Consider the following 14,010-nt stretch of genomic DNA (forward strand, 5'->3'; position numbering starts at 1 on the left):
GCGATGATCGCATGGTGGGAAATGGGCCTGCGCCTGCTGCTGGCCGCGCTGCTGGGGGCGGTCATCGGCATCAACCGCGAGCACCACGAATGGGCCGCCGGCCTGCGCACCCACATGCTGGTCTGCGTGGGCGCAGCGCTGACCGTGCTGGTCTCGGCGTTCGGCTTCACCGACCTTGCCGGCCAGGCCGGCATGGTGCTCGACCCCTCGCGCATCGCCGCGCAGGTGGTCAGCGGCATCGGCTTCCTGTGCGCCGGCACCATCCTGTTCCTGCAGCGCGAACAGGTCATCCGCGGCCTGACCACGGCGGCCGGCCTGTGGGCCGTGGCCTCCATCGGACTGGCGGTGGGTGCCGGCCTGTACGCTGCCGCCGGCATGACCACCCTGCTGCTGTGGGGCATCCTGGCGCTGCTCAAGCCCATCGAGCAGCGCTACCTGCACCGGCGTCCGGCCCGCAGCCAGTTGCGCCTGCATGTGCTCGAAGCCAGCCCGCTGGCCCCCATCGAGGCGGCGCTGGCCGATGCCGGGCTGGCGGTTTCCAGCCTCACCCTGCGCCGCAATGGCGAGGGGGCCGGCGTGGTCGACATCGAATGCGTGCCGCCGCTGCCGCACCCGCAACTGCTGGCACAGATGGAGCGTTTGAGCCGCTTGCCCGGGGTGACCGCGGTGGAGCTGCACGGCAACGGCAACGGCAAGTGAGCAGGGCCCGGCACGGCTTGCGGGACGGGACATGGTGGCACCGCATCAATTGCCATTGCGAATCATTATCATTATCATGCGCGAGTCGCAGCACTGCTGCCTTTCCTGCCCATGAGCCCTCGCATGTCATTCCTGCCCACCTGGCCGTCCCCTTGTCGCGCCCCCCTCGCCTTCGCCATCGGTCTTGCCCTGTGCACCCCGGCCTTTGCTGCCGACCCGCCTGACGACAGCAAGCGCGACCCGGCCAAGGATGTGGATGCGGTGATCGTGGTCGGCCAGCGCTACCTGCCGGACTACAACGTGCGCAGCACCCGGGGGGCCACCAAGACCGACACCCCCCTGCTGAACGTGCCGCAGGCGATGACCGTGATCACCGACAAGCTGGTGGCCGATCAGGGCTTGAGCACCTTGTCGGAAACCTTCCGCTACATGCCCGGCGTGGGCACCTCGCAGGGCGAGGGCAACCGCGACCAGCCGGTGATGCGCGGCATCAGTTCCACCGGCGATTTCTACGTGGACGGCATCCGCGACGACGTGCCCTACTTCCGCGACCTCTACAACCTCGACCGCGCGGAAGCGTTGAAAGGCGCGAACGCCATGATCTTCGGCCGCGGCGGCAGCGGCGGGGTGATCAACCGCATCACCAAGCTGGCCGACGGCATGAACCATCGCAGCGGCAGCCTGCAGGCCGGCTCCGGCCTGCGCCGTCGCGGCACCCTGGACTACGGCATCGGCATCGGCGATGCCGATGGCTTCCGCGTGACCTCGGTGTACGAGAATTCCGACAGCTTCCGCGACGGCTTCCATCTCAAGCGCTACGGCGTGAACCCCAGCTTCAACCACCTGTTCGGCACGCGGACGCAACTGGTGCTGTCCTACGAGCACTTCCACGATGCGCGCACCGCCGACCGTGGCGTGCCCTCGTTCAACGGTCGCCCGCTGGACACCGACCCCTCCACGTTTTTCGGCAACTCCAAGGTCAGCACGACCGAAGCCGACGTCGATGCCTTCGACGCCATCCTCGACCACGCATTCAGCGACAGCGTGAGCGTGCGCAACCACCTGCGCTGGGCCGACTACGACAAGTACTACCAGAACGTGTTCCCGGGTGCGGTCGATGCCACCGGCACCCTGGTCACGCTGTCGGGTTACCGCAACGATACCCGGCGGCGCAACCTGTTCAACCAGACCGACCTGGTGTGGAAGACGGCGGGCAACGGCGTGCGCCACACGCTGCTGGCCGGCATGGAACTTGGCCGGCAGGTGACCGACAACTTCCGCCGCACGGCGTATTTCGCGCCCGGCAGCAACGTGGTGCCGGTGGCCAGCCCCGATGTCGATATCCCGGTGAACTTCCTCCAGAGCGCTACCGACGCCGACAACCACGGTGTCGCCAGGACCGCCGCGCTGTACCTGCAGGACCAGATCGAGTTCTCCACCCGCTGGCAGGCCATCGTCGGCCTGCGCCATGACAGGTTCCGCGTGGATCTCCGCAACAATCGCACTGCGCAGGTGTTCAGCAGCAGCGACGGCATGCTTTCGCCGCGCGCCGGGCTGATCTACAAGCCGCTGCAATCCGTGTCGGTCTATGCGACCTACAGCCGGGCCTTCCAGCCGCGCGCCGGGGACCAACTGGCATCGCTCAGTGCCAGCAATGCGACGCTGAAGCCGGAAAGCTTCGTCAACCGCGAATTCGGCGCGAAATGGGACATCCGCAGCGACCTGCAAGCCAGCCTTGCGGTCTACCGCCTCGATCGCGGCAACGTGGCGGTGACCGACCCGGCCGACGCAACCCGGCTCATCCTCGTCGATGGCCAGTACACCAAGGGCGTGGAGCTGGGGCTGGCTGGCCGCGTGAGCGAGCACTGGCAGGTGATGGGCGGCTACGCATGGCAGACCGGCGAGATCACCAACACCCAATCGGCCACCGCGCTGAAGGGCAACCGGCTGGCGCAGTTGCCGCGCAACTCGGCGTCGCTGTGGAACCGCTACGACTTCAACGACCGCTTCGGCGCCGGCCTGGGCCTGGTGTATCGCAGCGCCATCCATGCCAGCGTGGACAACCTGGTCACGCTGCCCGCCTTCACCCGCGTGGATGCCGCGGTGTTCTGGACCCTCAGCCCCGGCCTGCAACTCCAGCTCAACGTGGAGAACCTCGGCAACATCCGCTACTTCGCCAGCGCCAACAGCAACAACAACATCAGCCCCGGCGCACCACGCAGCGCGTGGGTGAGCGTGAATTTCCGCTACTGAGCCCGCGCCGATGACCGCCAACCCAAGCACACGCAGGCGCGGCAACGTCGCCTACCGCTGGATGCGCCAACTGCACCTGTGGATCGGTGCCTGGGGCGCGCTGGCCGCGCTCCTCTACGGATTCACCGGGCTGGTGCTGAACCACCGCATCGGCGACAACGCCTGGCCACAGGGCGACAGCCGTGAAACCGCACGCACCACCCTGGCCATCCCGATGGAGGCACGCGGCACGCCGGAGCAACTGTCGCTTTGGCTGCAACGCACCCGGCACCTCGATGCCCAGCTCATCCGCAAGGGTGGGCCGGGAGGCGGCGGGGAAGGCAAACCGGCGATGAAATGGTCCCTCAGCGGTGGCACGGCGGGGAACTCGTGGTCGCTGGAATACCAGCCGGGGAGTGACGCGGCCACCCTCAAGCGCAGCCATCATTCACCACTGGCCGCCTTCAACCGGCTGCACAAAGCCGTCGCCGGCAGCGTGGCCTGGACCCTGCTGGCCGACAGCTTCGCCGTTGGCATGTTGTTGCTGGGCCTGTCCGGCATCTGGATGTGGGCGCGTGGCCGCAGCATGCGCGACATGGTGTTCAGCGTGATGGGGCTGTCCACCCTGGTGTTTGCCGCCATCACGGGCCTGGCGGTGCTCTGAGTGGCCTGCGCACCTTCCTGCACGGATGCAGGAAGGCGCGCGCACAAGCGGGGGACGTTCAGCCAGCCAATGCGTCCGCCGCCGCCACGATATCCTCGTCCTTGGGAATGACCAGGAACGCCGCGCCCGCCAGCGGGGTGTAGGTATCGGCTCCCACCACGCGCTTGAGCGGTTTGCCGCCGAAACCGGCTTCGGTGATCGCGGTGATCACGCCTTCGCCGATACCGGCACTGTGGCGACCCTCGTCCACCACCAGGATGCGCGCGCACTCGCCGGCATGCCGGGCAATCGCCGCATGGTTCAGCGGCACCAGCCAGCGCAAGTCCACGACCCGCACCTTCCAGCCGTACCGGGCTTCGATCTGGCGCGCGGCGCGCAGGCTCATCGGCATGCCGTTGCCGAAGCTGAAGATCACGCAGTCGGTGGCGTCCGCGTTGTAGACGCGCTCCTCGCCCAGCACCAATGCCTGATCCGGCGCCGGATACTCGGTCAACCACTGGCCGTCGCCGGCCTCGAACAAATCCTTCGTCATGTACAGCGCGATCGGCTCGAGGAAGGCGCAGACGCGGCCATCCACCTTCGCCAGCGCCGCCAGCGTGCGCAGCATCATCGCCGCGTCATCGCCGCGCGACGGGCAGCCCACCACCAGCCCGGGGATGTCGCGCAGCGCGGTGATGGAGTTGTCGTTGTGGAAGTGCCCGCCGAAGCCGCGCTGATAACCCAGGCCGGCGATGCGCACCAGCATCGGGTTGCGGAACTGGTCGTTGCTGAAGAACTGCAACGAGCAGGCTTCGCCGCGCAACTGGTCGATGGCGTTGTGCAGGTAGGCCAGGTACTGGATTTCCGGCACCGGCAGCAACCCGACATTGGCAAACCCCTGCGCCATGCCGAGGATGGTGGTTTCATCCAGCAGCGAGTTGAACACCCGGCGCGGGCCGAACGCCTTGTACAGGCCCTTGGTGACGGTGTAGACGCCCCCCTTCTGGGCCACGTCCTCGCCGAACAACAGGGTTTCCGGATACTTGGCGAACAGGTCGTGCAGGGCCTGGTTGATCTGGATGGCCAAGTGCCTGGGCGCTTGCCTTTCCGGCAACTTCTCCTCGCTGCCGAACGCCTTCACCCGCGCTTCCGGCGCCGGCACGCGGGTGGCCTCGGCCATGACCTTGTCCGGGGTGTACGGCGCCAACGGGCGCATCACGTGTTCCAGGGTTTCGATGCGCGGGCGCTGGTCGGCGTCTTCCGCGGCGGCGAAACACTTCTTGCGGGTGTCCTCGTACAGCGCGAGGATCTCGTCCTTCGACATCAACCCCGACTCCAGCGCAATGGCCGCGGAGCGCAGCAGCGGATCACCCGCCTCCACCGCGCACAGCTCCTCGAAGCTGCGCCACTCGATCTCGAAGTCGGTACCGGCGTGGCCCATGATGCGCTGGGTGCGCAGGTGCAGGAAGGTCGGCCGGCGGGTCTTGCGGCAATGCTCCACCGCGCGCAGCACGTCGCCGTAACCACTGGCCAGATCGAGGCCATCGGCGAAGAAATAATCGAGGTCGGGACGATTGCGGAAGGATGCGGAAATCCAGTCCTTCGGCGTCTTCACCGAGATGCCGATGCCATTGTCCTCGCACACGTACAACACCGGTGCCGGCAGCTTCTGGTATGCCATCCAACTGGTGGCATTGAAGGCGGTCTGCGCGCTGGCGTGGTTGGCACTGGCATCGCCGAACGAGCAGATGGCGATGCTGTCATCGGGAACGGGAAGCGGATGGCCGATGCGCTTTGCGGTTTCGATGGCCACCGCGGTGCCCAGCGCCTTCGGCAGATGCGAGGCGATGGTCGAGGTCTGCGGCAGCACCCACAACGGCTTGCTGCCCCAGACCTTGTGGCGGCCACCGCTGGCCGGGTCTTCCGCGCTGGCGGCGAAGGACAGTGCCGAATCCATGATCGGGTCCATGCCCGGCAACTTGCGGAAGCGTTCGGCCATGAAGCCGCCGCTGCGGTAGTGCAGGAACGCCGGATCGGTATGGCGCGTGGCGCGCGCGACCATCGCATTGCCTTCGTGGCCGCTGCTGCCGATGGTGTAGAAGACCTTGTTCTGCACCCGCAGCACGCGCGCCATCAAGTCGAGATGGCGCGAAATCAACTGCGACTGGAACAGCTCGCGGAAGCCCTGCGCGGTGAGTGCACTGCCGTCGAGGATGGCTTCATCGGCTGCCGGGCGCGGCTGCACCGCCCCATTCCAGTGCTTCACGAACTCGGTGAAATTGACGTCGCAGATTTCCGCGCGATTGAGGCCCTTCATGCGGGCCGGAATGGGATTGGGGACGGTGTTGAACATGGCCTGCCCGATCAGAACGCGTTGATGCCGGTCAGCTCGCGGCCGATCACCAGCTGGTGCACGGTTTCGGTGCCTTCGTAGGTGATGACGGATTCGAGGTTGAGCGCGTGGCGGATCGCCGCGTGCTCGGTGGTGATGCCCGCGCCGCCCAGTAAATCACGGCATTCGCGGGCGATGTCGATCGCCATCCGGCAGTTGTTCCACTTCGCCAGGCTCACCTGCTGCGGGGCCATGGTGCCGGCATCTTTCAAGCGGCCCAGTTGCAGCACCAGCAATTGCGCCAAAGTGATACGGCGGGCCATCTCAGCCATCTTGATTTGCGCGCTCTGGGTGGCGGCCACCGGGCGGTCGAACAGGATGCGTTCCTTGGTGTAGCCCAGCACTTCGTCGAGGCACGCAATGGCCGCGCCGATCGGGCCCCAGGTGATGCCGTAGCGGGCTTGGGTCAGGCAGCCCAGCGGGCCCTTCAACCCCTTCACATTGGGAAGGCGACTGGAATCCGGCACCCGCACGTTGTCGAAGAACAGCGCGCTGGTGACCGAGGCGCGCAGGCTCATTTTGTGCTTGATTTCCTGCGCAGTGAAACCGGGCATGCCCTTTTCCAGCAGGAAGCCCTGGATGCCGTCGTCGGTCTGCGCCCAGACGATGGCGATGTCGGCCAGATTGCCGTTGGTGATCCACATCTTGCTGCCATTGATCAGCCAGTCATCGCCGTCGCGCTTGGCATGGGTCTTCATGTTGGCCGGGTCGGAGCCGCCGTGCGGTTCGGTCAGGCCAAAGCAGCCAATCACCTTGCCCGCCGCCATGTCCGGCAGCCAGCGCATGCGCTGCTCTTCGCTGCCGTAGGCATAGATGGGATACATGCACAGCGAGCTCTGCACGCTGACGAAGCTGCGGATGCCGGAATCGCCGCGTTCCAGCTCCTGGCAGATCAGGCCGTAGCTGACGCCGTTGAGGCCGGCGCAGCCGTACTTCTCCGGCAGCGACGAACCCAGCAGGCCCAGTTCGGCAATCTCCGGCACCAGTTCCTTCGGGAAACGGCCTTGATCGAACGCCTCGCCGATGATCGGGATCACGCGCTCATTGGTGAAGCGTGCCACGGTGTCCTGCACCGCGCGTTCTTCTTCGCTCAACAGGGAACGGACATCAAAGAGATCGTACGGATTCAGGGCCATGGCGCGCGCTCGATGGTTGTCAAACCGCCATTGTAAGCGGGCATGACGCACAGGCGGAACATTCGTTTTGCCCACAAAACCTGCGCAAAACGACCATCTCGCCCGCCGACTCGTGCGTTTTGCCATCCAATCCGCGAAAGCCCGCAACGCAACGGGGCCGGATCGCTCCGGCCCCGCAGAATGACGATGCCCACCTTTGCGAACGGATCAGCGCATCGCGCCACCGTCCACCGACGCCGTCTGCGTCACCACCTGGCCATCGAGCACCGGCAATTGGGTGCCCGGCATCTGCGCCATGCGCACGGTGCGCTGCTGGCCGTTGTAGCGGTAGGTCACGTCGTAGCCCGTGGTCCGGTCGGCATTGCCCAGCGCGATCCGGCTGCCCGGCTTGTTGTCGGTGCGCATGCTGCCGGTGCTGCCATCCGGGTTGCGGTAGGTAACATTCCACCCCACCGTGCGCTCGCTGGTGCTGGCATTGTTGACGGTACGGCACTGGCGCTCGGTGCGGTCGACCACGCGGCCGCCCTGGTGGCGCTTGTCGATTTCATGGCCCACGTAGCCGCCACCCACGGCGCCCGCCACGGTCGCCAGTTTGCGGCCATCGCCCTTGCCGACCTGGTTGCCCACCAACCCGCCGATCAACGCGCCGGCCACGGTTCCGCCCACGTTGCCGTCACGTTCGGGCAGGCGCTCCTGCACCACCACGTCCCGGCAGACTTGCTGCGGCGTGTTGGACGTGCTGGTTTCGCGGATCGGCTCACTGCCGATCACGGTGGCGTACAGCGGCTCGCTGGAGGACACCGGCTTGACGTCGATCACGTCGGCGTATTCCAGCCGGCCGGGGGCAGGAATGGCATTGCCGGCCGGGCCGGGCTCCTGGCTTTGCGGCAGCGCCGGTGCAACGGCAGTGGCTGGCACGGGGGCCACCGGCTTGCTGGCGCGACTGTTCATGTAACCGGCGGTGGCCACGCCCCCCACCAGCAAGGCGGCGATGGCAATGGCGATGGTGTTGTTGTTCGGCATGGATTTGCTCCCGCGGAGTTAGGTGTGTTTGGACGCCCCTGTCCCGATTTCGATTGCAGCACGGTGAAACTGAACGCGCGCGCAGCAACGGCAGCCTTCCCGTGCCGCCGTTCAGCTTGCGCTTCGCGACCGGCACCTGTGCTAGCGTCCCGGGATGCGCAAATTCCTGCTCGCCCCCTTGCTGCGCTGGCTGGCCGGCCTCAGTCACCCACGGTTGTTCCTGGTGGTGGCCGCTTTGTTCTGCGTGGACGTGCTGATCCCCAACCTGATTCCCTGGGATGACCTGCTGCTGGGCCTGGGCACGCTGCTGTTGTCCCGTTGGAAGAAGAAGCCCGCCGCCGGCATGCCCCCCATCGAAGGCAATGTCCGGCACTGACATGCGGCTGGTCGACAGCCACAGCCATTTCGATGCCGCAGAGTTCGATGCCGACCGCGCCGCCGCGCATGCGCGCGCGCTGGCCGCCGGTGTGGATGTCCAGATCGTGCCGGCCGTGGGTGCCGCCGGCTGGCCGAAACTGAAAGCCGTCTGCACGCTGTTTCCCGGCCTGCATCCCGCCTACGGGTTGCACCCGATGTACCTGGCCGACCACCGCCCGGAACACCTGCGCCAGCTGCGCGACTGGATCGAACGCGAGCGCCCGCTGGCGGTGGGCGAATGCGGGCTGGACTTCTTCGTCGCGGGGCTCGACGCCGACGCGCAGCACGCCTGCTTCGATGGACAGCTGCGTCTGGCACGGGAGTTCGGCCTGCCGGTGATCGTGCACGCGCGCCGCGCAGTGGATGCGGTGCTTGCCGCGATCCGCCGCTACCCCGGCCTGCGCGGCGTGGTGCACAGCTTTTCCGGCAGCGCCGAACAGGCCGCGCAACTGCACAAACTCGGTTTCCTGCTCGGCATCGGCGGCCCGGTCACGTTCACGCGCGCCAACCGCCTGCGCGGCATCGTCGCCAGCATGCCGCTGGAACAGTTGCTGCTGGAAACCGACAGCCCCGATCAGCCCGGTGCCGCGCAGCGCGGCCAACGCAACGAGCCGGCGCACTTGCTGGAAGTGCTGGACGTGATCGCCACGCTGCGCAATGTGCCGCGGGAAGAAATCGCCAGCGCCACGAGCGCCAACGCGCGACGGCTGTTTGCCCTGTAAGACGCGATTGACTGCAGGCCTTGCCGGGCCTGGCGCTCGCAACCAAGCGAGTATCGGGGCACGACTTGCAAGCGTCAGGTCCGGCAAGTCTCCATCCGCTGATCGCTCAACCCTGCTTCGCCGGCTTGAGTAGCATCTCCATCGCCTTGCCCACTGCCGCGAACGCGAACGCGCCGGTCACGTGGGTGGCCGCACCCAGCCCCGCGCCGCAGTCGAGCTTCAGCGCCTCGTCCTTGCCCAGCGACGGACGCACGCCGCAGACGCTGCCATCGGCCTGCGGATAGCGCACGTTCTCCAGCGAATACACCGCCGGCACGCCGAAATAGCGGTCGTGGTTCTTGGGAAAATTGAACTCGCCGCGCAGCTTCTTGCGGATCAGCGACAGCATCGCGTCGTGCTCGGTGCGCGAAAGATCGCGCACCCGGATCTGGGTGACGTCGCTGCGTCCGCCGGCCGAACCCACCGCGATGATCGGCTGCTTGCGGCGGCGGCAGTACGCGATCATTTCCACCTTGCTGCGGAAGCTGTCGCAAGCATCCAGCACCAGGCCCACCGGCGCGCCCAGCAGGTCATCCAGGTTCGAGGGCGTGAGGAACTGCGGCTTCAGATCCAGCGCGATGCCGGGGTTGATCGCGCGGCAACGCTCGGCCATCGCTTCGATCTTGGCGCGGCCGTATTGCCCCTCCAGTGCCGGCAACTGGCGATTGGTATTGGACACGCACACATCATCGGCATCGATCAGGGTGAGCTTGCCCACGCCGCTGCGCGCCAACGCCTCCACCGCCCACGACCCCACGCCACCGATGCCCACCACGGTGACGTGGCACTGCGACAGGCGCGCCAGCGCGCCGCCACCGTACAGGCGGTCGATGCCGCCAAAACGCTGCTTGAGGTCGTTTCCCATGCGCATAGTCTAGTGGTCATCTTGCAAGCCGTGCTGCGCTGCGCCATGCTGCCGGCAGCGCCGCTTCGAGTCCTTGCTCAATGTCCGCGATTCGCGTCATCAAGAAGTATCCCAACCGCCGTCTCTACGACACCGAGATTTCCAGCTACATCACCATCGAGGACGTGCGCCAGCTGATCGTCGACGGCGAAGCCTTCGAGGTGCGCGACGCCAAGACCGGCGAGGACCTGACCCGGCAGGTGCTGTTGCAAATCATCACCGAGCACGAGCAAGACGGCCAACCGATGCTGTCCACCCAGATGCTCAGCCAGCTGATCCGCTTCTACGGCGATTCGTTGCAGGGCTTCATGGGCAATTACCTGGAGCGCTCGATGCAGCTGTTCCTCGACCAGCAGCAGCAATTCCGCTCGCAGATGGGCGGCATGCTGGGGCAAACGCCGTGGGCGATGCTGAACCAGCTCACCGAGCGCAACATGACGCTGTGGAAGGATTTCCAGCAGAACCTGAGTGGCGGCATGGGCACCGGCCCCAACAGCGTGCGCGACAAGGACACCCGCAAGCCGCGTTGAGCGGGCACGGCCTCAGAGCTGCCGCGCGACTCGGAACCCCACGCGGGCGTTGGTGATGTCCACCCCGCCGGAGGTTCGCCATGCCGAACGCACCTGCACCGGCGCACTCGACCACGCCCCGCCGCGATGCAAGCGGTTGCGGCACCCGGGGTTCACCCATGCCGCGCCATTGGAAGGTGCCCGGCGGTAGCCTTTGTGCCAGCAATCGGCCACCCACTCGCCGACATTGCCCACCATGTCGTGCACGCCAAACGCATTGGCAGTGAAGCTGCCCACGGGAGCCGGCCCCCACCAGCCGTCGCCGTACCCTGGGAACGCATTGCTCCAGTGCCGCCCCTGTGGCGACACATCCCTGCTGCCGGCCAGGTTGCCCACGCCGGGCGGCGGCGCGCCATCACCCCACGGGTAGCGACCGGAGCCGCCAGCGCGCAGGACGTATTCGAATTCGGCCTCGCTGGGCAACCGGTAATGCGCGCCGGTCTGCACGCTCAGCCAGGCGGCATACGCCTCGGCATCACGCGCGGTCACGTGCAACACCGGCATGTCACCGGCCGCCGGCCGGCCATCGTAGCCGGAACGCCAATCCACGCCGCTGGCACGCAGGAAGTTGCCGCTGCGCACGTCGTAGACCATCGAATGCCCGCGTTGGGTGGCCCGCGGCTGGTAACCGGTCGCGTCCACGAACCGACGGAATTCCGCCACCGTGACTTCAAAGCGCCCGATCGCGAAACCACGCTGGAATTGCACCCAGTGGCGCGGTTGCTCTTCCACCCGGGCGTCGGGGGCGTCGGTCGATGCGCCCATCTGGAAGCGGCCATGGGGCACCACCACCAGGGAGGGCCCGCGCCCCCCCGATTCCAGCGCATCGCTGAAGACCTGGCCCGGACGGAACAGGCCGTAGTGGCTGACCAGGTCGATCCGCTCGCGCAACGCCACGCTGACCTGGTCGCCGGGCCGGGCGATGCGCAGGATTTCGGCCAGCCGCTCGCGCGCATATTGCAGATCGGCATCGCCCAGCGCCATCAAGCCTTCGTCGCCCAATCGGCGAATGCGGTCGGCACGAATTCCCTCGATGCGCGTGCGCGCCGCCGGAATGGTGGCCGGGTCATGGCGCACGGCATCGGCTCGCGCCACTTGCCGGTAGGCGCCATCGAAATCCCCTTGCACGGCGCGCTGCAGAGCGCCATCCATCAATGCCTGTTCCACCGCGGCCAGGCCTGCCGGCGCGCACGCCGGGCCCGGCCACAACGCCTGCGCCCGCCGGAACGCCTCCAGGGCCCCGCCGGCCACGTCCAGCCGGCCCGCGCGCAACGCGACAGCGCCGGCAGAACACAGATCGAAGGCCTGCCCGACGCGATCCACGTCGGCCAGATACATCTGCACATCGGCCAGGTCCGGCCACAGCACGCGCAACACGCTGCCCATCCGCTGCGCATAGCGCAATGCCGCCGGATCCTCGCTGGCCGCCAGTGCCACCCGCGCCTGCGCCAGCAATGCCTGCCGCGCCTGTTCCAGCAATCGCGCATCCCGGGCATCCCCGGGCTGCAACTTGCGCAGCGCCAGCAACAGCGGGATCGCCGATTGCGGGGTTTCGAACAGATCGCCGCGCGCCAGCGCCCGCAGCGCCGCCGCGCGCGCGCGCCTGGGGCTGTCGATGCGGACATCCGGCAACGACCAACTCAAGTCGCCGGCCAACGCATCGTCGCCCTGGATGCGCACCCGCCCCTGCAACTCCGGCTTGTCCGCCTGCACCGGCAATGGCTGCTGGCGAGGCACCGGCTGCAAGGCCAATTCCGGCGATTCCGGCGCAGGCTTGCAACCGGCCAGGGCCAGCAGGGCCAACATCGCCACACGCGGTACGCCACCTGCCCGCAAGCCCGTCTCCGTGAATGCCGGCACCCCGCCGGAGCTTCGATCACGAACTTAGGGCATGGGAACCGCGCCGGCAACCGCATAATGTGCGGATGACACAATGGATCAACACCCCCGACGCGCTGCGTGCGCGCCTTGCCGCCCCACCCGCCACGGTCGGGCTGGATACCGAATTCATCCGCGAGCGCACCTACTGGCCGCAACTGGCGCTGGTGCAGATCGCCCTGGGCGACACCGACGGCGACATCCTGCTGGTCGACCCGCAAATCCCCGGCATGTGCGCGGCGCTGGTGCCATTGTTGGAAAACCCGGCCGTGCTGAAGATCATGCACAGCCCCAGCGAGGACCTGGTGGCCTTCCAGCACGCATGCGCGGCCCTGCCCTCCCCGCTGTTCGACACCCAGGCCGCCGCCGCCTTGTGCGGGCTTGGCGCCGGCCTGAGTTACCAGAAACTCGTGCAGGCGGTGACCGGCGTGGAACTGGCCAAGGGCGAAACCCGCTCCGACTGGCTGCGCCGCCCGCTGTCACCGGCACAGCTGGACTACGCTGCCGACGACGTGCGCCACCTGCATGCCATGCACCGCCACCTGCACGCCCGCCTGGACGCCAGCGGCCGCGCGCACTGGCTGGCCGAAGACAGCGCCCGCCAACTGGCGCATGCCGCCGATGGCGACGGCGAACGCTGGCCGCACCTGTCGATGCGCAGCGCGCAGTTCCTGGATGCCGATGGCCAGCGCCGCCTGCTGCGCCTGCTGCGCTGGCGCGATCGCCAGGCACGCAGCAGCGACCGGCCGCGCAGCTGGATCCTGGACAACGAGCTTGCCGCCACCCTGGCCCGCCAGAAACTCGATAGCCGGCTGCGTTTCGACGCACTGCTGGACGCCAATCCCAAAGCCCCGCGCAGCCTGCGCACGCCCTTGTGGGAAGCACTGAACACCGCGCTGCCCGACGAAGCCAAGGCCCCGCTGGTACGCGGCGACGATCGCGACAAGAAACAACTGCGCGCCCTGCAGGACGCCGTCACCGCCCTTGCCAACGAACTGCAACTGCCGGAAAGCGTGCTCGCCTCGCGCCGCCTGCTGGAAAGCCTGCAGGATGGTGCCGGCTGGCAAGGCCCGCTGTCCGGCTGGCGTCGCCCCCTGCTGGAACCCCGCCTCGCCCCGCTGCTGTAAGGCGGTCCCCGGCGCACCGCCGCCGTGCCGCCCGGTTCCCGGCGGCGCGGCATGCAACCAACGCTTGCCCAACCCGCCCGCAGTCCGTATCATGCGCGGCTCGCAATACAGCCTGGCTCGGTAGCTCAGTTGGTAGAGCAGGGGATTGAAAATCCCCGTGTCGGCGGTTCGATTCCGTCCCGAGCCACCAAAATTCAGCGCCCAACCGTTCTCGGTTGGGCGTTTTTGT

Annotated in this window: 12 protein-coding genes and 1 tRNA gene; 8 read left to right on the forward strand and 5 right to left on the reverse strand. The window is 67.4% G+C overall.

Features of this window, described 5'->3' with window-relative positions; translation table 11 throughout:
- Window positions 1-3: 3 nt before the first annotated feature.
- The 3 genes from ACE3OK_RS05530 (at window position 4) to ACE3OK_RS05540 (ending at window position 3,595) form a co-directional block, all read left to right on the forward strand.
- Window positions 4-699: an MgtC/SapB family protein gene (locus ACE3OK_RS05530; protein ID WP_374248558.1), complete on the forward strand. Its 696-nt coding sequence runs from the start codon at window positions 4-6 to the stop codon at window positions 697-699.
- A 123-nt stretch (window positions 700-822) separates the two neighbouring features.
- Complete coding sequence (locus ACE3OK_RS05535; RefSeq protein WP_374248559.1) at window positions 823-2,952, forward strand: TonB-dependent receptor; 2,130 nt, start codon at window positions 823-825, stop codon at window positions 2,950-2,952.
- A gap of 10 nt (window positions 2,953-2,962) precedes the next feature.
- Window positions 2,963-3,595, forward strand: a complete 633-nt coding sequence (locus ACE3OK_RS05540) for a PepSY-associated TM helix domain-containing protein (protein WP_374248560.1) — start codon at window positions 2,963-2,965, stop codon at window positions 3,593-3,595.
- Between the two features lie 58 nt (window positions 3,596-3,653).
- Here the strand turns inward: ACE3OK_RS05540 and ACE3OK_RS05545 are convergent, their stop codons facing one another.
- The 3 genes from ACE3OK_RS05545 to ACE3OK_RS05555 all read right to left on the reverse strand — a co-directional run bounded on the left by ACE3OK_RS05545 (window position 3,654) and on the right by ACE3OK_RS05555 (window position 8,125).
- Entirely contained in the window at window positions 3,654-5,927 is a 2,274-nt protein-coding gene (locus ACE3OK_RS05545) for a thiamine pyrophosphate-dependent enzyme (RefSeq protein ID WP_374248561.1), read from the reverse strand.
- Window positions 5,928-5,938: 11 nt separating this feature from the next.
- Window positions 5,939-7,102 carry an acyl-CoA dehydrogenase family protein gene (locus ACE3OK_RS05550; RefSeq protein WP_374248562.1) on the reverse strand — a complete coding sequence of 388 codons (1,164 nt, stop codon included), beginning with the start codon at window positions 7,100-7,102 and terminating at the stop codon, window positions 5,939-5,941.
- Window positions 7,103-7,309: 207 nt separating this feature from the next.
- The gene (locus tag ACE3OK_RS05555; protein ID WP_374248563.1) at window positions 7,310-8,125 is read right to left on the reverse strand and encodes a glycine zipper 2TM domain-containing protein; all 816 of its coding nucleotides are present in this window, start codon (window positions 8,123-8,125) and stop codon (window positions 7,310-7,312) included.
- A gap of 154 nt (window positions 8,126-8,279) precedes the next feature.
- Between ACE3OK_RS05555 and ACE3OK_RS05560 the strand changes: the two genes are divergently transcribed.
- Together ACE3OK_RS05560 and ACE3OK_RS05565 are read left to right on the forward strand one after the other, a co-directional pair.
- The gene (locus ACE3OK_RS05560) at window positions 8,280-8,501 is read left to right on the forward strand and encodes a DUF6116 family protein (protein WP_374248564.1); all 222 of its coding nucleotides are present in this window, start codon (window positions 8,280-8,282) and stop codon (window positions 8,499-8,501) included.
- A 1-nt stretch (window position 8,502) separates the two neighbouring features.
- On the forward strand, window positions 8,503-9,264 hold the full coding sequence (locus ACE3OK_RS05565; RefSeq protein WP_374248798.1) for a TatD family hydrolase: 762 nt from the start codon (window positions 8,503-8,505) through the stop codon (window positions 9,262-9,264).
- 106 nt (window positions 9,265-9,370) lie between these two features.
- Here ACE3OK_RS05565 and ACE3OK_RS05570 read toward each other — a convergent pair whose 3' ends face one another.
- On the reverse strand, window positions 9,371-10,168 hold the full coding sequence (locus ACE3OK_RS05570; RefSeq protein ID WP_374248565.1) for a ThiF family adenylyltransferase: 798 nt from the start codon (window positions 10,166-10,168) through the stop codon (window positions 9,371-9,373).
- An 80-nt stretch (window positions 10,169-10,248) separates the two neighbouring features.
- Between ACE3OK_RS05570 and phaR the strand changes: the two genes are divergently transcribed.
- The gene (phaR, locus tag ACE3OK_RS05575) at window positions 10,249-10,737 is read left to right on the forward strand and encodes a polyhydroxyalkanoate synthesis repressor PhaR (RefSeq protein WP_374248566.1); all 489 of its coding nucleotides are present in this window, start codon (window positions 10,249-10,251) and stop codon (window positions 10,735-10,737) included.
- A gap of 12 nt (window positions 10,738-10,749) precedes the next feature.
- Here phaR and ACE3OK_RS05580 read toward each other — a convergent pair whose 3' ends face one another.
- Entirely contained in the window at window positions 10,750-12,582 is a 1,833-nt protein-coding gene (locus tag ACE3OK_RS05580) for an SUMF1/EgtB/PvdO family nonheme iron enzyme (RefSeq protein ID WP_374248567.1), read from the reverse strand.
- A gap of 119 nt (window positions 12,583-12,701) precedes the next feature.
- Here ACE3OK_RS05580 and rnd point away from each other — a divergent pair, with 119 nt between their 5' ends.
- Together rnd and ACE3OK_RS05590 are read left to right on the forward strand one after the other, a co-directional pair.
- On the forward strand, window positions 12,702-13,781 hold the full coding sequence (rnd, locus tag ACE3OK_RS05585) for a ribonuclease D (RefSeq protein WP_374248568.1): 1,080 nt from the start codon (window positions 12,702-12,704) through the stop codon (window positions 13,779-13,781).
- Between the two features lie 114 nt (window positions 13,782-13,895).
- Window positions 13,896-13,971 (forward strand) — tRNA-Phe (locus ACE3OK_RS05590).
- The last annotated feature ends 39 nt before the right edge of the window (window positions 13,972-14,010 follow it).

Source organism: Thermomonas sp., assembly GCF_041905325.1.
In the GTDB taxonomy this organism is placed as follows: domain Bacteria; phylum Pseudomonadota; class Gammaproteobacteria; order Xanthomonadales; family Xanthomonadaceae; genus Thermomonas.

Coding starts and splice junctions, on each gene's coding strand:
- ACE3OK_RS05530 (WP_374248558.1), top strand. CDS start 4: ATGATCGCATGGTGGGAAATGGGCCTGCGCCTGCTGCTGGCCGCGCTG.
- ACE3OK_RS05535 (WP_374248559.1), top strand. CDS start 823: ATGTCATTCCTGCCCACCTGGCCGTCCCCTTGTCGCGCCCCCCTCGCC.
- ACE3OK_RS05540 (WP_374248560.1), top strand. CDS start 2,963: ATGACCGCCAACCCAAGCACACGCAGGCGCGGCAACGTCGCCTACCGC.
- ACE3OK_RS05545 (WP_374248561.1), bottom strand. CDS start 5,927: ATGTTCAACACCGTCCCCAATCCCATTCCGGCCCGCATGAAGGGCCTC.
- ACE3OK_RS05550 (WP_374248562.1), bottom strand. CDS start 7,102: ATGGCCCTGAATCCGTACGATCTCTTTGATGTCCGTTCCCTGTTGAGC.
- ACE3OK_RS05555 (WP_374248563.1), bottom strand. CDS start 8,125: ATGCCGAACAACAACACCATCGCCATTGCCATCGCCGCCTTGCTGGTG.
- ACE3OK_RS05560 (WP_374248564.1), top strand. CDS start 8,280: ATGCGCAAATTCCTGCTCGCCCCCTTGCTGCGCTGGCTGGCCGGCCTC.
- ACE3OK_RS05565 (WP_374248798.1), top strand. CDS start 8,503: ATGCGGCTGGTCGACAGCCACAGCCATTTCGATGCCGCAGAGTTCGAT.
- ACE3OK_RS05570 (WP_374248565.1), bottom strand. CDS start 10,168: ATGGGAAACGACCTCAAGCAGCGTTTTGGCGGCATCGACCGCCTGTAC.
- phaR (WP_374248566.1), top strand. CDS start 10,249: ATGTCCGCGATTCGCGTCATCAAGAAGTATCCCAACCGCCGTCTCTAC.
- ACE3OK_RS05580 (WP_374248567.1), bottom strand. CDS start 12,582: ATGTTGGCCCTGCTGGCCCTGGCCGGTTGCAAGCCTGCGCCGGAATCG.
- rnd (WP_374248568.1), top strand. CDS start 12,702: ATGACACAATGGATCAACACCCCCGACGCGCTGCGTGCGCGCCTTGCC.